At 76.0% G+C, this 17403-nt stretch carries 18 protein-coding genes; 10 read left to right on the forward strand and 8 right to left on the reverse strand.

The window, feature by feature from the left end; genetic code table 11:
* Nucleotides 1–9: 9 nt before the first annotated feature.
* Nucleotides 10–1011 (reverse strand): phosphotransferase enzyme family protein, encoded by a 1002-nt coding sequence (locus ACVWNX_RS30515; RefSeq protein WP_454411414.1) that lies wholly within the window; start codon nt 1009–1011, stop codon nt 10–12.
* 88 nt (nt 1012–1099) lie between these two features.
* Between ACVWNX_RS30515 and ACVWNX_RS30520 the strand changes: the two genes are divergently transcribed.
* Complete coding sequence (locus ACVWNX_RS30520; RefSeq protein WP_454411415.1) at nt 1100–1411, forward strand: hypothetical protein; 312 nt, start codon at nt 1100–1102, stop codon at nt 1409–1411.
* Between the two features lie 31 nt (nt 1412–1442).
* Here the strand turns inward: ACVWNX_RS30520 and ACVWNX_RS30525 are convergent, their stop codons facing one another.
* Nucleotides 1443–2264, reverse strand: a complete 822-nt coding sequence (locus tag ACVWNX_RS30525; RefSeq protein ID WP_454411416.1) for an RICIN domain-containing protein — start codon at nt 2262–2264, stop codon at nt 1443–1445.
* 349 nt (nt 2265–2613) lie between these two features.
* A complete protein-coding gene (locus ACVWNX_RS30530; protein ID WP_454411417.1) occupies nt 2614–2817 on the reverse strand; it encodes a type II toxin-antitoxin system VapB family antitoxin in 204 nt (67 codons plus the stop codon).
* A gap of 143 nt (nt 2818–2960) precedes the next feature.
* Here ACVWNX_RS30530 and ACVWNX_RS30535 point away from each other — a divergent pair, with 143 nt between their 5' ends.
* Nucleotides 2961–3641 (forward strand): GNAT family N-acetyltransferase, encoded by a 681-nt coding sequence (locus tag ACVWNX_RS30535; RefSeq protein ID WP_454411418.1) that lies wholly within the window; start codon nt 2961–2963, stop codon nt 3639–3641.
* 50 nt (nt 3642–3691) lie between these two features.
* On the opposite strand, the gene ACVWNX_RS30540 is transcribed toward ACVWNX_RS30535, so the two are convergent.
* A complete protein-coding gene (locus tag ACVWNX_RS30540) occupies nt 3692–4927 on the reverse strand; it encodes a threonine synthase (RefSeq protein ID WP_454411419.1) in 1236 nt (411 codons plus the stop codon).
* Nucleotides 4928–5150: 223 nt separating this feature from the next.
* Nucleotides 5151–6392 (reverse strand): FUSC family protein, encoded by a 1242-nt coding sequence (locus tag ACVWNX_RS30545; RefSeq protein ID WP_454411420.1) that lies wholly within the window; start codon nt 6390–6392, stop codon nt 5151–5153.
* A 121-nt stretch (nt 6393–6513) separates the two neighbouring features.
* On the opposite strand from ACVWNX_RS30545, the gene ACVWNX_RS30550 reads away from it, so the two are divergent.
* Complete coding sequence (locus tag ACVWNX_RS30550; RefSeq protein ID WP_454411421.1) at nt 6514–6996, forward strand: VOC family protein; 483 nt, start codon at nt 6514–6516, stop codon at nt 6994–6996.
* A 66-nt stretch (nt 6997–7062) separates the two neighbouring features.
* On the opposite strand, the gene ACVWNX_RS30555 is transcribed toward ACVWNX_RS30550, so the two are convergent.
* Both ACVWNX_RS30555 and ACVWNX_RS30560 read right to left on the reverse strand, forming a co-directional pair.
* Nucleotides 7063–7602 (reverse strand): DUF1269 domain-containing protein, encoded by a 540-nt coding sequence (locus ACVWNX_RS30555; RefSeq protein WP_454411422.1) that lies wholly within the window; start codon nt 7600–7602, stop codon nt 7063–7065.
* A gap of 202 nt (nt 7603–7804) precedes the next feature.
* Nucleotides 7805–8020: a hypothetical protein gene (locus tag ACVWNX_RS30560; protein WP_454411423.1), complete on the reverse strand. Its 216-nt coding sequence runs from the start codon at nt 8018–8020 to the stop codon at nt 7805–7807.
* Between the two features lie 585 nt (nt 8021–8605).
* Here ACVWNX_RS30560 and ACVWNX_RS30565 point away from each other — a divergent pair.
* A complete protein-coding gene (locus ACVWNX_RS30565; protein WP_454411424.1) occupies nt 8606–9031 on the forward strand; it encodes a hypothetical protein in 426 nt (141 codons plus the stop codon).
* Nucleotides 9032–9220: 189 nt separating this feature from the next.
* Here the strand turns inward: ACVWNX_RS30565 and ACVWNX_RS30570 are convergent, their stop codons facing one another.
* Entirely contained in the window at nt 9221–9412 is a 192-nt protein-coding gene (locus ACVWNX_RS30570; RefSeq protein WP_454411425.1) for an antitoxin, read from the reverse strand.
* A gap of 272 nt (nt 9413–9684) precedes the next feature.
* On the opposite strand from ACVWNX_RS30570, the gene ACVWNX_RS30575 reads away from it, so the two are divergent.
* The 6 genes from ACVWNX_RS30575 to ACVWNX_RS30600 all read left to right on the forward strand — a co-directional run bounded on the left by ACVWNX_RS30575 (nt 9685) and on the right by ACVWNX_RS30600 (nt 17267).
* Nucleotides 9685–10221, forward strand: coding sequence for a DUF2165 domain-containing protein (locus ACVWNX_RS30575; RefSeq protein ID WP_454414999.1), 537 nt, complete (start codon nt 9685–9687; stop codon nt 10219–10221).
* A gap of 267 nt (nt 10222–10488) precedes the next feature.
* Nucleotides 10489–11742 (forward strand): glycosyltransferase, encoded by a 1254-nt coding sequence (locus ACVWNX_RS30580; RefSeq protein WP_454415000.1) that lies wholly within the window; start codon nt 10489–10491, stop codon nt 11740–11742.
* Nucleotides 11743–11853: 111 nt separating this feature from the next.
* Nucleotides 11854–12444, forward strand: a complete 591-nt coding sequence (locus ACVWNX_RS30585; protein WP_454411426.1) for a DUF6506 family protein — start codon at nt 11854–11856, stop codon at nt 12442–12444.
* 86 nt (nt 12445–12530) lie between these two features.
* Complete coding sequence (locus ACVWNX_RS30590; protein ID WP_454411427.1) at nt 12531–15233, forward strand: ABC transporter ATP-binding protein/permease; 2703 nt, start codon at nt 12531–12533, stop codon at nt 15231–15233.
* A 58-nt stretch (nt 15234–15291) separates the two neighbouring features.
* On the forward strand, nt 15292–16218 hold the full coding sequence (locus ACVWNX_RS30595; RefSeq protein WP_454411428.1) for a hypothetical protein: 927 nt from the start codon (nt 15292–15294) through the stop codon (nt 16216–16218).
* Nucleotides 16215–17267, forward strand: a complete 1053-nt coding sequence (locus ACVWNX_RS30600; RefSeq protein WP_454411429.1) for a serine/threonine-protein kinase — start codon at nt 16215–16217, stop codon at nt 17265–17267. The genes ACVWNX_RS30595 and ACVWNX_RS30600 overlap by 4 nt, the downstream gene beginning before the upstream one ends.
* The last annotated feature ends 136 nt before the right edge of the window (nt 17268–17403 follow it).

Raw genomic sequence — 17403 nt, forward strand, 5'->3', positions numbered from 1 at the left:
GTCCCCGGATCAGCCGTCGGTGAGCCGGTCCACCGTCCAGGTCAGGCCCCGCCACGCGGTCCCGGTGTCGGGCGAACGGCCGTGCGGGGCCCGGAACACCTCCAGGAACGCGGCCACGTCGTCCAGGGCCCAGCGCGTCCGGTACAGCTCCAGGGCCGCCGGATCGGGGTCGCGTCCGGTGATCCCGGCCCAGGCGGAGAGCACCCCGGTGTCGAACCCGCCGTCGTCCCGCGCGGCCACGTGCCACAGGTCCCGTTCCGGGACGGCGAGTCCGCAGGTGTCCCAGTCGACCAGCCGGACACCCCCGTCCGGCTCCCACAGCAGGTTCCCCGGATGCGGTTCGCCGTGCGTCACCACCCGTCGGTCCCCCCGGGCCTCCAGCGCCCGCGCCCGCCGGTCGAACTCCGCGAGCCGTGCCCGCAGCGTCCGTCCCCGCTCCCGTAGCAACCGCCGCGCGGGACCGGCGTAGGGGCCCCGCGCCCACGGCCCGTCCGTGCCGTCCAGCGCCGCCGCCAGCCGGTCGTGTCCCGGCAGGGCGACGGGCAGGACCCGGGCCGGGGCGGGCCCCGGGGTCCGGTGCAGCCCGGCCAGCGTCCGCGCCACCGAGGTCCGTTCGCCGTCGGTGAGCCGCTGTCCGAACTCCCCGGAGCGGGCGTCCACCCAGGGCAGCACGCTCAGGGCGTACCGCTCGTCCAGCCGGTGGACGGTGGCGCCGTCCCCGGCGGGCAGCGGCGCGACCACCAGGGCGAGCCCCGCCCCGCGCAGGGCGAGCGCCGTGTCCATCGCCCGGACGAGCCCCTCGTACGCGGCCCGGACGCCGTCCCCGCAGTGCGGTTTGTTCGTCAGGTCGGCCACCGTCAGGAACCAGCGCCGCCCTCCGGAACCGGTGGCGATCCAGTGGTGGTCGCCGAACCCGACCGGCGCGTGGTCGAGCGAGAGGGCCGTCACGCCCCACGCCCCCAGCGCCTTCCGCAGTCCGGTGCCGCTCACCCCGGCAGGTCGATCGCGCATCCGGCGATGCTACGACCGGGCCGCCGTCCCCGGCACTCCGTTATTCCCGGCGCCCGGTTTCCGGTGGGGGCGTGAGCACGGGCGTCCGGTGCCCCCGGACCGGGAGACCGCCGAAGCCTGTGGCGCGGGCGACCCGGAGGGCATCGGGACGCTGCCGGACCTCGTCGGGAGGTTCGGCGCCCTCGGGTACGACCTGGTACAGATGGCGCTGGCCGACCAGGAGTGCTGGGACCGGTACCGGGCGGCGCAGTGGCTCACCCTCCGCCGCTGGCTCGACGCCCACCCCGACGACGAACTGGCGGACGAGGTCCGTGCCGAACTCGCCGCCGACCCCCTGCGGTACGTCCGGTCCGTGCGGGAGCACCTGGGCTGGGGCGTCTTCGCGCTGACGCGCCGCTGACGGGTCCGGCGCCGTCCGGCCGGGCGGTGGTTCAGCGCCGGGGCGCGGCGGCGGGGCGCCGTCCCGGGGGGCCGGAGCGGGAGCCGCGGGCCGTGTCACGGGCCTTGGAACGGCGCGTGTCGGGGCGCGGGTCCACGATCCAGCGCTGCCGCGCGGACCGGTCGCGCACCCGCACCACCACGTCGGCCCCGGTGCCCGGGGCCGTCGGGGCGAGCGCCAGACCGTCCTTCCAGCGCGGCACCAACTGCCCCTGCACCGTGAGGTCGTAGCGCACGTCCATGGCCTGGTCCTGGTCGCGGCCCCCACAGGTGTCGAGGGCGACCACGCCCCGGTCGGTGTGCGCGTCGAGGCACAGCGCCGGGTCGGCGCCGCTGCGCAGCAGTCCGTCGCCCTCGTACGCCCACCACTGGGTCCGACCGCCCGCGCACGGCCGCACGGTGGCCCGGGCCCCCGCCACCGGCCGTCCGCCGACCACGTCGAGGCAGAGTCCGGACTCCACGTTGCGCAGTCCGCCGCGCAGCGCCCCGGCCGCCGGGACCGGGGCGGTCTCCCCGGGGTGGCCGGGGGCTCCGGTGCCCACGGCGGTGGCCTCCGGCAGGGCGTGGCCCGCCGCGCCCTCCCCGCCGCCCGGCCACAGCGCGGCGGCCAGCACCGCCAGCGCCAGCGCGCCCGCGCCGAGGGCGGCCCAGGTCAGGAGGTTCCGGCCCGGCCCCCCGGCCCCGGCGGTCCGGGGCAGCGGCGCGGGGCGCCCCCGGTGCCGTCCCCGGGGGCCCGTGGCGCGGTGGACGGGACCCGCGGGGCCCGGTGCCGGGTCGGGGTCCCGGTCCGGCCTCGGGGGAAGGGGGGTGGGCACGGGGACGTCCTTCCGGGGCGCACCGGGGCACGGAGGAGACGACCGGGGCGGACGGAACGGCGGACGGCCCCGGCGACCGGTCGTGAGCGCGCCTGCTCGGTGACCGGCGTGGTCTGGTCGGGAACGGTGCACACCCTGGCACAGCGGCCACAGACGTCACAAGACGTCGGGGCGGTGCCGGGCCGTTCGCGCACCGGAGTCCCGGTGTTGAGGCTCCGTCGGGATGCGGCGACGGACTCCCGAGGCCGGAACCCCGGAGCCGTAGCCCGCACGCCGGTACCCCGGTGCCGCTGACACGGAGCTGGCCGCCCGAAGCCGGTGGCCGGACGCCGGTGCCGTCCGCGCGCGGTCAGCCCTGCGGCGGGTCGATCGGGACGACGGGCGTGGTGCGCGGGCCGTCGCCCCTCAGTTCGGTGCGCTCCTCGGTGCGGTGGCCACGGGCGATGTAGTCCCGCACCACCAGTTCCACGGCGTCCTGCGGGGAACCCACCCCCGCCAGGACCATGACCTCCACGACGAGTTCGGCGTCGATGCTGACGGTGACCTTGGCCATGGGATCTCCTCGGCGGACGGGCGGGATCCGGACTGTAACACCCGCTTGAGGGAGTGGTCTTACCCGGTCCGGCGGGCGGCGGAACGGGCCCGGTGGCGAGGGGTCCGCTCGACGGCGGGGCCGGGCGAGGGCAGTCTCGGGTCATGACCGACCCGCTCCTGGACACCTGGCCCCCCTACGGCCTCCGGCTCACCACCCCGCGCCTGGAACTCGGGCTCCCCGACCTCGCCGCGCTCTCCGCGCTGGGGAGGGTGGCGGCGGCCGGGGTGCACGCGCCGGACGACATGCCCTTCACCGTGCCGTGGACCGACGCCGCCCCGGCGGACCGGGCGCGGGCCACCTTCCGGCACGTGCTGGGCACCGTCGCCGACTGGAGCCCGGGGGCTTGGACGCTGGCCCTCGCGGTCCGGCACGAGGGGCGGGTGATCGGCCGTCAGGACCTCTCCGCCGACGACTTCGCGGTCACCCGTGAGGTGACCACCGGGTCCTGGCTGGGGCGGGAACACCAGGGCCGGGGACTCGGCACCGAGATGCGGGCCGCCGTGCTGCACCTGGCGTTCGCCGGGCTCGGCGCGCACGGGGCGGTGTCGGCGGCGATGACCGACAACCCCCGTTCGCTCGGGGTCTCCCGCCGCCTCGGATACCGGGACGACGGAACGGAGGTCGCCTCGGTGGGCGGCCGGGCGCGGATGCTGCGACGGCTGCGGCTCGACCGCCGGGCCTGGTCGGAGCACCGCACGGTCCCGGTCACCGTCACCGGACTCGACGCCGCCCTGCCGTTCTTCGGGGTGGAGGGAACGGAGGAGGGGCCGGGACCGGACTGATCCGGTGCGGCGCGGTTCCGTCGTGGCGCTCGTCCGGCCGGGGCGTCGCCTCACAGGGCCTCGGGGGCCTCGGGGGCTTCGGGAACCCCGGGACCCTCGTGGCTCCTGGGGTTCTCGTGAGTCCCGGGGGCCTCGGGGATCAGACCGGACAGGACGCCCGTCGCCTTGAGTCCGGAGCCGGTCAGGACGACCACGGTGGTCTCGCCGTCCTGGATCGCGCCCCGGGCCCGGAAGGTGCCGACCGCGGCCGCCGCCACCGCGCTGGTCGGCTCCGCGTACAGCCCCCGGGCCGCCAGTTCGCGGACCGCGCGGACGATGGCGTCCTCGGGGACCGTGGCGAGGTCGCCGCCGGAGCGGCGCACGGCCGCGACCACCTCCGCGAGCCGCACCGGTTCCCGGATGGCCGCGCCCTCCGCCACCGTGGGCCCGAAGCCGGTCGCCGGAACCGAGTGGAAGGCGGCGTCCACGGGGGCGCAGGCGGCGGGCTGGGCGACCAGCAGCCGGGGCCGCCGGGTGATCAGGCCCGCGCTCAGCAGCTCCGTGAAGCCCAGGTCGCAGCCGAGCACCACACTGCCCGCGCCCGCCACCGTCACCACCGCGTCCGGCGCGCGGAAGCCGAGGTCCTCCCAGAGTTCGTAGGCCAGGGTCTTGGTGCCCTGGAGGAAGTACGGATGCCAGTTGTGCCCGGCGTACGGGGTGCGTCCGGCCCGGCGCAGGGCCTCGGCGGCGGTGGCGTCCCGGTCGCCGGGGACGGAGACGATCCGCGCCCCGTACGCCCGGGTCTGGAGGACCTTGGCCGCCGAGGTGCCCTCCGGGACCAGGACGGTGGCGTCCAGTCCGGCCGCCGCGCAGTAGGCGGCGATCGAGGAGCCGCCGTTGCCGGAGCTGTCCTCGACGACCTCCGTCACCCCGCGCGAGGCGAGCGCCGAGACCAGGACGCTGCTGCCCCGGTCCTTGAAGCTGCCGGTGGGGTTGAACCACTCCAGCTTGAACCGGACCGGGAGTCCGGCCCATTCCGCCTCCACCAGCGGCGTCGTCCCCTCGCCGAGGCTCACCGTCCGGTCGATGCCCGGCGGTAGCGCGGCGCGGTAGCGCCACAGGGAGCGGGTGCCCCGTTCGATGTCCGCGGGCGCGAGCCCGGGCAGGCCCGCGACGGTCAGCGGGGCGCCGTCGTCGCCGCGCCAGCGCAGCGCGTCGAGCGGATACGTCCGCCAGGAGCGCACGTCGAGCAGATGGGGGCCGTCGGGCTCCCCCCGCCGGGGCTGGGCGTCCGCCGCTCGGGGCATCCGTGTGTCCTCCCGCTCTTCCGGCGCGGTGGCGCGTTGCCCCCGCGCGGTGCGCTCCCGTGATCCGGGTGCTCCCGTGATCCATGTGATCGAAGGGTAATCAGTTCACGATCATGAGGGCAGGGGGCGGTGGGGCGCACTGGGGTTCGGTCCCGTCCCCGGTCGGTCGGTCCCCGTCGCCCGGACGTCCGTCCGGCGTCCCTCCGGTGTCGCCCGGCGTCCGTCAGGTGTCCGTCCGGCGGCCGGGGAGCAGCGCGCGCAGCCGGGCCAGCCAGGGGAAGCGCTCGTGCTGTTCCCGGGCGCCGCGGTCCAGTCCCTCCAGCAGGCGTTCGGTGCGGTGCTCCAGGTCGAGTTCGGCCAGCATCCGGTCCACCTCGGTGAGCAGCGCGCCCTGGAGCTGCCAGCCGCGCGGATCGTCCCGGACGTCGTCGAGCAGCAGCCGGGCGGCCCGGTCGCGGGCCCCGGCCGCCGCGTCCAGCTGTTCGGCGAGCCTGGCCTCGGCGGCGGTGGCGGTGTCGGGGTCCTGGGTGGTCACCAGCACGGCGAAGCTGACCAGGGCGTCGGCCACGTGCGTCAGGGTCTCCCGCAGTGCCTCCCCCGGGTGCGGGGGCAGCAGCGGCGCCCCGGCCCGTACCCGGCTCAGATCGGTGAGCGTCCGGGACAGCACCCGGACCACGACCGTGCAGATCTCCAGGGTGTCCAGCCCGGTGCGCAGCACCACCCGGTTCATCAGGCCCTCGCGCACCCGGGGGTTGAGCCGCAGGCTGTCCTCGGCCTGGCGCAGCGCCGCGTCCACCTCGGCTACGTCGTCGTCCAGCCGCCGCGCCTCGCGCAGCCGCTGTTCCGCGAGGCGCGGCGGGGTCGGCGTGACCAACTGCTCGGCGTCGCGCAGCAGCAGGTGCCGCAGCCGGCGGGCCAGGTCCTCGATGGACTCCCCGGCGGTGTCCACCCAGACCGGCGGCGCGAGCACGAAGTTGAAGGTCAGCCCCACCGCCGCGCCGATCAGGGTCTCCAGCACCCGCTCCCAGGCGGAGGCGCCGACCTCGGTCACCCCGAGGACGAGCATCGCGCTGATCGCCACCTCGGGGACGAACTCGCCCACCCGGACGAACTGGCCGACCGTCAACGAGGCCAGGATGATCAGCCCGAGGCTCCACCAGCTCAGCCCCACCAACGAGCTGAACCCCACGGCGATCAGCACCCCGATCACCACGGCGTTCACCCGGCGGATGCCGGTGGTGAGCGTGGCGTAGAGGGTCACCTGCACCACCAGCAGGGCGGTGAGCGGCGCGGTGAGCGGGGCGGTGACATCGCTGAGCTGGAGCGCCACCGCGTACGCGAGGGTGGCCGCGGCCGTGGACCGCAGGATCTGGGTGACCACCGGGTCCCGCCACCGGCGCAGCGCCCTGGGCAGCCGGGAGGGCGGTCCGGCCAGCGGCGGCGCCGGGCCGGGGGGTCCGCTCACCGGGACCCCGTCCACGCCGTGCCGACGGCTTCCCGCGCGGCCGATGAGTTTTCGGTGGAGCATCGGTCATACGGACGAGAACGGTTCGTCGCAGGGACCGTGCGAGCGGAAGGCGTCACCCATGACCAGCGAAGCATTCACCACCTGCCTGTGGTTCGACGGGAAGGCGGAGGAGGCCGCGGAGCACTACCTGTCCGTCTTCGAGGACTCGCGGATGGGTGCGGTGACCCGCTTCACCGAGGCGGGACCCGGCCCGGCGGGGACGGCGATCACCGTGGAGTTCACCCTCAACGGGCAGCGGTTCCTGGGGCTGAACGGGGGGCCGATGTTCACGTTCAACGAGGCCGTCTCGTTCCAGATCCACTGCGCCGACCAGAAGGAGGTCGACTACTACTGGGAGCGGCTGACCGAGGGCGGCGGCGAGCCCGGCCGGTGCGGCTGGCTCAAGGACAGGTTCGGGGTGTCCTGGCAGGTGGTGCCCTCCGAACTGCCCGCGCTGCTCGGGGACCCCGACCCGGTCAAGGCGGCCCGGGCGACGGAGGCGATGCTCGCCATGACGAAGTTCGACATCGGGGCGCTGCGCCGGGCCCACGCGGGGGAGTAGCGCCGGGCCCGGCCCGGGGCGGGGTCCTGCCGTCCGGTGCCGCGGGCCCGCGCCCGGGCGCCCGGTTCACTGCTGGGTGCCCAGGTGCTCGGCGAGTTCCTTCTCGTCCTCGGCGGACAGCGAGGTCTTCAGCAGCGTCCCGCCGAACGGCTGGATCGCCTCGGCGAACTTGTCCTCGGTGATCTTCGTGGCCATGATCACCACGGCCGCCGCGCCGGGCTTCAGCAAGGACCGCACCTGGCCCCGGAACTGCTCGTCGATGCCCGACTTGCCGAGCTTGCCGAACAGTCCGCCGAACGCGGCCCCGGCCAGCAGTCCGAAGCCGGGGACGAGGAAGAGCAGACCGAAGACCATGCCCCAGAGCGCGCCGGAGGCCGCCGAGACGCCCACGATCTTGCTGGGGGTCTCGACGTGGTTCTTGCCCTCCTGGTCCACGGTGACGACCGCGAGCCCGGCGAGGTCGACGACGAAGTCCTTCTGGAGGGTCTGGACGCGTTCGTACGCCTGATGGGCGACCGCGGGGTCCTCGTACCCGATGATGATCAGCTCGGACATGGTGTGTGCCTCCTCGGCCTCCTCGGTCGGGCGCACGAGATCGGCGCCCACACCCATAACGCACCATATGTCCGTTCTTTGGGTGAGGCATGCGCGCGGAGTCCGCTCGGGCCCGCCGCCCGGATCGATCCCGCCTCGCGTTCGCGTCGGGGTGGGGGAGGGGCGCCCGGTGTTCGCGTCAGGGCGAGGGGTGCGCCGTTCCGTGTGCCGCTCGCGCCGGGGTGGGGTCGCGTCGTCCCGTGTGGTGTCCGCGTCAGGACGGCAGGGCCTCGCCGCAGCGTGCGCAGTGCCGGTCCGTGGGGTCCGGGGCGAGCCGTCCGCACTCCGCGCACACCAGGTGCAGCAGGCAGGCGGGTTCCCCGCCGGTGGGGTGAGGGGTGGCGGTGGGCTCCCCGTCCGGCGCCCGGACGGCTTCGGTGTCGGGCCGCCGTTCCGGGTCGCGCCGCCCCTCGTCGCCGTCCGTCGCCATCCGTCCCGGCCCTCGTTCCTGGTCTGCGGTCTGCGGTCTGCGGTCTGCGGTCTGCGGTCTGCGGTCTGCGGTCTGCGGTCCGCGTGTCGCCGTCCCGGGGTGCGGCTCGGGGCTGTGGGTCGCTGGTCGTCCCGCCGTGCTGTCGTCGGGCTGCCCCGGGTTGGCGGTTCGGTCCTTCGGCCGGTCGCGCGTGTGCCGTTCGTGTGCCTGGCGGGGGTGTTCGGCCCGTGGGGCGCCGGGCTCGTGTGGGCGGCGCGCCACCCCCGGTGGCGCCAACGGTACGCCCGTGCGCGCCGTCCGGGGAGCGCTCCGGCGCGCGCTGGGGGCGCGGAGCGGGCGCGGTGCGGTGGTGTTCCGGCCCCATGTGGGTGTTTTTAGGTCAGGTTCATGCCATCGCGGGGCATGGGTGCCGGGACGTAGGGGCGGCTCAGAGGTGTTGTCCGGTGTCCGGGGTGGTGTGCACTGGCCGAATCGGGTTGGTGACATTGCGTCATGACGTGAACTAGAGAAGGAGGGTGCATCAACGCCCTCGCCCCACCCGTCACGAACCGGATCCCCGCGACGCGTCGCCACGGAGGTGATGACATGCACCACGAGTTCCTGTGCCACGTCACCGCCTACGGAGTCTGCGGCGGCCAGTGGGTCGGCGTCCCGCTCGGCACCTACCGCGCCCCCACCCTTCCGCTCGCCCTGTGGTGGCTGCGCGACCGCGCCCTGTGGATGGCCGACCGCCTCGACCCCCAGCCCGGCGCCACCGTCTGTCCGCCGGGCGCCCTGACCCCCGTCCCGGACGGCACCCCCGACGTCCCGGCCGTGCTGCGGGCCTGGTGCGGCGAGCCGCACCGGCAGGCCCGGGCCGCCGAGGAACTGTCCCAGGGGCGGTTGCTGCGGTTCGCCGCCCAGGACGACACCACCGAGTACGAGCTGATGGCCGAGTCCGTGGACGCCCTGCGGATGCGGCGCACCGCCACCGTGCCCGTGCTGTCCATGGGGTCGGCACCCGCCTGGTGACCGGGTCCGGGCGGTGGGCCCGGCCCGGGCCCGTGGCTTCCGGCCCGGACGGCCCGGAACGGCCCGCGCTGCCGGGACGGTCCGGACGGCCCGGTCCTCCGGACCGCATGGACCGTCCGGACCGGGCGGGCCTGGTGAGACGGCCGACCGGGCGGACCGTCCGCGCCGGGCGGGGAGGCCGGAGGTGGCTCAGGTCTGGGGCGGTTGTCCCCGGTCCTTGCCGCCGAGCTGGTCCTTGAGCACTTCCTGGCCCTTGTCGACCTGGCTCTGGTACTTGTTCCCCGTCTTCCCGTCGACGTAGTCGCCCGCCTTGTCCACGCCCTTGGACACCTGGTCACCGTGTCCCTTGAGCGCGTTCTTGAGCTTGTCCAGCATGGACATGGCCCACCTCCTGTGAGGGGTCGTTCCGTCTTCAGCTTCACCCGGCCGGACGACTCCCGCATCCGCGCGCCGTTCCGCGCCCCGCGCGTCACGGGTGCGGAACGCGGAACCTCCCGGTCCACCCGTGATTGGGAGGGCCCGGCGCGGGCCATGGTCACAGGGAGACCGTCCGCACCAGGGACGGGTACGTGAACGGGGAGGACGACGTGACGAAGAACGGCGGAGCGGAGCGGGCCGGGGCGACCGACGGGGGGACGGCGGGGCGCGCCGGGGTGCTGGGCGGGCTGCCGTTCGCCGCCGCCGCGTTCACGGTGACCGTCGCGGTGTACATGGCGCTCGTCGCCTTCGGCAACATCACCGACTTCGGCACCAACCAGCAGTTCGTCCGGCACGTCCTCGCGATGGACACCACCTTCAAGGACGAGGACCTGATGTGGCGGGCCGTCGAGTCGCACGCCCTCGCCGACCTCGCGTACGTCGCCATCATCGTCTGGGAGACCTTGGCCGCCCTGGTCCTGCTGGTGTCCGGCTGGCAGTGGACGCGCGCGCTCGCCCGGCGCGGAACGGACCCCTCCGACTTCGCCCGGGCCCGCCGTACCGGATCGTTCGGTCTGGTGATGGTCGTCCTGCTGTTCGGGCTCGGGTTCATCGCGATCGGCGGGGAGTGGTTCGCGATGTGGCAGTCCTCCCAGTGGAACGGGCTGGCCGCCGCGACCCGGAACCTGACGCTCGCGGGCCTCGCGCTCGTCGTCACCTGGCTGCCCGGCGCGGTGCCGTCCACGACCACCGGGGCCGGTTCCGTGCGCTGACGGTCCCGTGCGCCGACCGGTGCCGGGCCGCGCGGTCGCCCGTCCCGAACCGGCTGGTCCCTGTCACCCGTCCCGTGTCGCCGGGCCCGCACCGGGCCCGCACCGGGCGCTGACCGGTGCCGGGCCGTGCGCCCCGTCCCGACCGGCGCCAGGCGCCCGGGTGGTGCGTCCGCACGCCCGTCGTGGCCGGTCGTGCGCGGTGACCGGCCCGCCGCAACCGTCCCCGGGCCCCTCCTCCGCCATACTGAACCCGTGCGGGTAGCGGTGATGACGGCGGGTTCCCGGGGCGACGTCGCCCCCTTCACCGGACTCGGCCACGGGCTGGTCCGGGCCGGGCACGAGGTCACCCTGGTGACCCACGAACGGTTCGCGCCGCTCGCGAGCGCGGCCGGACTCGGCTTCCACGCCCTCCCGTTCGACCCCCGCGCCGAACTCGCCTCCGCCGCCGGACAGGGACTGCACCGCGCCACCAGCGGACTCGGCAAGTTGCGCAGGCTCTACGCCCTCTTCCACGACCGGGTGGGGGAGTTCGCCGACGGACTGACGGGTGCCGCCGAGGGGCACGACGTCCTGCTGCTGGCCCCGGCGCTGGCCCCGCTGGGCCATGCCGTCGCCGACGGGTTCGGGCTGCCCGCCGCCGAACTGCACCTCCAACCCCTCGCCCCTACCCGGGAGTTCGCCCCGCCGGTGCTCGCCGCCGGTTCCTTCGGCCCGCTCGGCAACCGGCTCGCGGGTCAGCTGGTGACGGCGGGCGTCGACCACCTCTTCGCGGCCACCGCCCGCGCGGTGCGCGACCGGCTGGGCGCCCCCGGGGTGGGCACCCGCGCCGCCCGGCGGGCCCGGGAGCGCCGGGGGCTGGCCGTCCACCACGGTTTCAGCCCGCTCGTGGTCCCCCGTCCACGCGACTGGCGGCCCGGGCTGACCGTCGACGGTTACTGGTGGCCCCACGACCCGCCCGGGTACCGACTCCCCGACGAGGTGCGGGAGTTCCTCGCGGCCGGTCCGCCACCCGTCTACGTCGGCCTCGGCAGCGCCACCGTGCCCGACCCGGAACGGCTCAGCCGGACCGTGGTGCGGGCGCTGCGCGCGGCGGGGCTGCGCGGGGTGGTCCAGCGGGGCTGGAGCGGGCTCGGTACGGACGGCGACCTGGCCGGGGACGACGTCCTCACGGTCGGGGAACTGCCGCACTCCGCGCTCTTCCCCGGGATGGCGGCGATCGTCCACCACGCGGGCGCCGGGACCACGGCGGCGGCGCTGCGCTCGGGGGTGCCCTCGGTGCCGGTGCCCGTCCAGTTCGACGCCGCGTTCTGGGCCGCGCGGCAGACCGCGCTGGGCGTCGCCCCGGAGGCGGTGCCCCTGCGGCGGCTCACCGAGGACCGGCTGGCCGCCGCCCTTCGCCGTGCCACCGCCGGGGACGCGCCGTACCGGGCCGCCGCGCGGACCCTCGCCGGGCGGCTCGCCGCCGAGGACGGGGTGCGGCCCGTCGCGCGCACGGTGGAACGGCTCGCGGCCGACCGCTGACGCGGCGTCTCCCCGACTGCGGCCAAAGGGAGTTGACCTCGACCTCGGTCGAGGTCGCAGGATGGTCCCGGCGGCGCGCTCCGGCGCCGTTCCAACGGAGGGGAGACCGCCATGTCCGTCAGCACCGGGTCACGCGAACGGGTCGTCGTCTACGAGGCCGAGGGCGGCGATCCCGCCGTGGACCTCCTCGACGTCACCGGTCCGGGCGGACGGGTCAGGGTCCGGGCGGTCACCGCTCCGGAGCAGGCCGTCGCCCTCGCCGCACGGCTCGTCGAGGACGGCGTCGACCTCGTCGAACTGTGCGGGAGCTTCGGCGCCCGGTGGCACGCGGCGACCGTCCGGGCGGTCGGCGGCCGGGCCCGGGTGGGCGCGGTCTACTACGGCTTCGAGTCGCTGACGCCGATCGCCGCCTACAAGGACCGCTTCGAGGCGGGGGAAGCGCTGGACGACGCGTTCCTGGTCGTCCAGGACGGCGCCGACCCCGAGCGGGACCGGACCGTACGGAAGAAGGCGGACGGCGGACGCATCACGATCGTGGCGGTCCCCGACGCGGACGCCGCCGCCCGGACCGCCGCCGCCCTCGGCGACCGGCTCCACCTCGTCGAGGTCTACGGGGCGCCCGGCCCGGAGGTCGCGGACGCCGTCCTCGGGGCGGTGGACCCGGGGGTGCCGGTCGGGCTGGCCGTCTACGGCCGGGACTGAGCCCCACGGGCGGGGACACCGGGCCGGGAGCCCCCGCCGGGCCGCCAGCCGGGGCGGCGGACGGCCCGCGCGGATAGAATCCAGACATGGCGGAGCGGCCGGGAGTGCCGACTGCGCCCGCGCTCGTCGTGGAGACGGACACGGGTACGACGGTGCTGACCCCCGACCACGACTACCACGTGGGACGGGACCCGGAGAGCGACATCGTCCTCGACGACGCCCGGGTCTCCTGGCACCACGCCGTCCTGCGCCCGGAGTCCGGCCACTGGACCGTCGCGGACGAGAACAGCACCAACGGCACCTTCGCGGACGGCTGTCGCGTCCACGAGTGGGGCGTCGGCCCCGGCAGCGTCCTGCGCTTCGGCAGCGCGGCGGACGGCCCCCGCGCGCTGCTGGCCGCCCCGGAACCGGAAGCCCCCGCCCCGCCACCCGGAGCCACCCGGGTGTTCCCGGGCACCACACCGCCCCCGCCGCACTCCGGCCCTCCACCGCCACCGCCGCCCGTGGTCACGGGCGGGACGGGCGGCGCGGACCGGCCGGACGGCGCCGATCCGGCCGATGGAGCGGGACCGGCGGATGGAGCGGGACCGGCAGGCCGGACCGTCCCTCCGACGCGCGGAACGGGCCGGAGGAACGGAACGGGCCCGGCCGGGGGTGCGGCCCCGACCGGCGCACGGCCGGGGCCGGGGCCGGGGCCCGCAGCGTCCCCCGGACCCGCACCGGTGGCACCGGGCCCCGGCGAGGCCCCCGGCACGGGCCCCCGGCCCGGGACGCCCCCCGCGCCGGACCGGCCCTCCGGGGTGTACGGGCCCGCGGCCACCGGCACCTTCAAACAGCCGACCACCGTGCGTCCGCTGCCGGTGCGCACCGTCCGCATCGGCCGGGCCCGGGACAACGACCTCGTCGTGGACGACCTCGTCGTCTCCCGCCACCACGCGGAACTGCGCACGGGACCGGCCGCCACCTACGAGATCGTGGACCTCGGCAGCCACAACGGCACCTACCTCAACGGCCGTCCCGTGACCCGCGCCGCCGTGCTCCCCGGGGACATCGTCGGCGTCGGACACTCGGCGTTCTGCCTGGTCGGCGACGAACTCCAGGAGTACGTCGACACCGGTGAGGTCTCCCTCGACGCCCAGGACCTCACCGTCACCGTGGACCACGGCCGCCGCACCCTCCTCGACGGAGTGACCTTCCCGGTCGGCCAGAAGTGCCTGCTGGCCGTCGTCGGACCGAGCGGCGCGGGCAAGTCCACCCTGCTCAACGCCCTGACCGGACTGCGCCCCGCCGACCGGGGCACCGTGCTCTACGACGGCCGCGACCTGTACCGCGACTACGCCGAACTGCGCGGCCGGATCGGGCTCGTCCCCCAGGACGACATCCTGCACGTCCAGCTCACCGTGCGGCGCGCCCTCGGCTACGCCGCCCGGCTGCGCTTCCCCCAGGACACCGCCGAGGACGAGCGCCGCGCCCGGGTCGACGAGGTGCTCCGCGAACTCGGCCTCGACCAGCGGGCCGACCAGCCCATCCACAGCCTCTCCGGCGGCCAGCGCAAACGCGTCAGCGTCGCCCTGGAACTCCTCACCAAGCCGTCCCTGCTGTTCCTGGACGAACCCACCTCGGGTCTCGACCCCGGCATGGACCGCTCGGTGATGCACATGCTGCGCGGCCTCGCCGACGACGGCCGCACCGTCATCGTCGTCACCCACAGCGTGCTCAGCCTCGACGTGTGCGACCGGCTGCTGGTCCTGGCGCCGGGCGGGCGCGTCGCCTACTTCGGGCCCCCGGACGAGGCCCTCGCCTTCCTCGGCCACGACCAGTGGCCCGCCGCGTTCGAGGCGTTCGACACCGAACCCGACCGTGACTGGGAGGGCGAGTACCGGGCCTCCGCCCACCACCACCGGTACGTCACCGAGGCCCTCGCCCGCCCGGTGGCCCCGCCCTCGGCCCGGGCCGCCGCGCCCCCGCCCCCCAAACCCCAGACCTGGCGCGTCCAGACCGCCACCCTGGTCCGGCGCTACGCCGCCGCGCTCAGCGCCGACCGCACCTTCCTCATCATCATGATCGCGCTGCCCTTCGTGATGGGCGTGATGGCCCGCGCCCTCGCGGGCGGCGCGCTGACCGCGAAGTCCGCCATGGACGCACTGCTCATCCTGTGCGTCGGCGGGGTCCTCACCGGCGCCGCCAACGCGGTCCGCGAACTCGTCAAGGAACGCGCCATCTACCGCAGGGAACGCGCCGTCGGGCTGTCCCGGTCGGCCTACCTGGCCTCGAAGGTCATCGTCCTCGGCACCGTCACCGTGCTCCAGGCCGTGGTGCTGACCCTGGTCGCCCTGCTCGGCGTCGACCTCGGCGCGCCGGGCGGCTCGGGGGTGTTCCTGCCACCCCTGGTGGAGATCACCCTCGCGGTCGCGCTGCTCGCGTTCACCGCGATGACGCTGGGGCTGCTGGTCTCCGCGCTGGTCTCCAAGGAGGAGGTGACGATGCCGCTCCTGGTGCTGATCGCGATCGTGCAGGTGGTGTTCTGCGGCGCCCTCCTCGAACTCGCCACCCCCGGTGTCCAGCAGTTCTCCTGGCTGGTGCCCGCCCGGTGGGCGTTCGCCGCGATGGCGTCCACCATCGGCCTGGCGCGGATCGTGCCCGGGGAGTCGACCGCCGACGCCCTGTTCCGGCACGAGCCCGGCACCTGGCTGCTCGACATGGCGATGCTGGTGGTGCTGTCCCTCGTCTTCCTGTTCGCCGTCTCCCGGTTGCTGCGCCGTCAGGAACCCGTGGTGACGCGCACCTGATCCCGTCGCCGGGGCGCTGCGCGCGTCCCGCCCCCGAGGCACCGCGAGGGAGCCGCCCGTGACCACCGCCGAGTTCCGTCCCACCCATGTCGTCCCGCCGGGCGGTCTGCCCACCTGGGAGGTCCCGGACCCGGCGCGGCCCTCCGCCCCGCTGGACGCGCTGCTGCCGGTGCGGCTCACCGACCGGCTCGGGGACTGGGGCCGGGTGGTGTGCGCCAACGGCTGGACCGCCTGGGTCGACGGCCGCCTCCTCGTCGCCGTGCCCGGACCGCCGCCGGAGGCCGGGAGCCCCACCGCCCGTACGGCCGACCCGCGTCCGCTGCTGGCCCGCGCGGAGGAGGCCGTCACCCGCTACCGGGCCGCCGTCGCGGAACTCGCGGACGGCACCCTCGACACCGAGGGGTTCCAGCGGAACACCCGGGGGCTGCGGGTGGGCGTCGTCGTCGACGGGGAGTCCCTGTGGCTCTACGACGCCGACCACGAGCGCTGGGTGCACTGCGACGGACGGCGGATCAGCGGCTTCGCGACGGACCGGGCGGCGCGCGCGGACACCACCGGTCCGTCCGGAACCGGCCCGTCCGGCCCGTCCGGAACCGGTCCGCAGTGGCCGGAGCGGCCGGAGCGGCCGGGTAGGGAGGACGGGCGGGCCGGGAGCGGACGGGACCCGACCGCCGTGGCGCCGCCCCCCGGGGCCGGTCCCGCGCATCCGCCGACCCGGGTGGTCACCCCGGAGGAGTACCCGGAGTTCGCGCCGGAGCCGGAGCCGGAGCCGGAGCCGGAAACCGGAGCGCGGGCGCGGGCGGAGACGGAAACCGGAGCGGCGGTGGGGCCGGTGCCGGAGTCCGAGCCGGAGCCGGACCGGGGCGGCGACCCGGACACGAGCCCCGGCCCGGCCCGGCCGACCGACGCCGGGGAACGCACCCGGCCCGTCACCCGGCCGGTCGCCCGGCCCGCCCACCGGCCCCCGGGCGGTGACCCGCCGTGAGCCCGGACGCGACCGGCGGCGAGCCCAACGGGCACGCGGGGCGCCCTTCGGGGCTGGTGGGCAGCCAGGTGGCCGGGTACCGGGTGGAGGGCGAGATCGGCCGGGGAGGCATGGCCGTCGTCTACCGGGCCCGTGACCTCCGGCTCGACCGCACCGTCGCGCTCAAGCTCCTCGCCCCCGAACTGGCCCGCAACGACACCTTCCGGCGCCGCTTCACCCATGAGTCGAGGGTCGCCGCCGCGATCGACCACCCGCACATCGTGCCGGTGTTCGAGGCGGGCGAGGCCGACGGCGTGCTCTACATCGCGATGCGCTACGTCGAGGGGCTCGACCTGCGGCACCTCCTCGACTCGCGGGCGGACCGGTCCGGCGCCGGGGACGACGCCGGCGGACGGCTCCCGCTGGACACCGCCGTCCGGGTCGCCGCGCAGGTCGCCTCCGCGCTGGACGCGGCCCATGACCACGGCCTGGTGCACCGGGACGTCAAGCCCGGCAACATCCTCGTCGCCCGGGGCACCGACAGCGACCACCCCGAGCACGTGTACCTCACCGACTTCGGACTCACCAAGAAGTCCCTCTCCCTGACCGGCTTCACCACCGTCGGCCAGTTCGTCGGCACCCTCGACTACGTGGCGCCCGAGCAGATCTCGGGACGGCCCGTGGACGGCCGCTGCGACGTGTACAGCCTCGGCTGCGTGGTGTACGAGACGCTCACCGGCGGACCGCCCTTCCGGCGCGACGACGACATGGCGCTGCTCTGGGCCCACCAGTACGACGAACCGCCCGCGCTGAGCACCCGCCGCCCCGGGGTGCCCGCCGCGGTGGACGCCGTCCTCGCGAAGGCCCTCGCCAAGCGCCCCGAGGACCGCTACGACTCCTGCCTCGCCTTCGTCGCCGCGCTGCGCACCGCCGCGGGGGGCGCCGTCCCCGTTCCCGTGCCCGGCCCCGCCGCCCCGGTCTCCGCCGAGGCGCCCGGACCGCTGCCGGAGCCGCCGGACTGGGCCCGGCCGGTGTTCCGGGGGGCCGCGTCGCCCCGGCGGGAGGGGTGAGGAGCCGGGAGCCGGGAGCCGGGCCGAGGGGCCCGCCCCGTACCCGTGCGTGTGCCCACCCGGGCCGATGACCGGCCCACCGGTCTCCGGCCACCCGGTCCTGGGCCCCCGCCGGCGGTTCAGCCGGTCGACGGCT

This window comes from Streptomyces sp. JNUCC 64, from assembly GCF_054484115.1.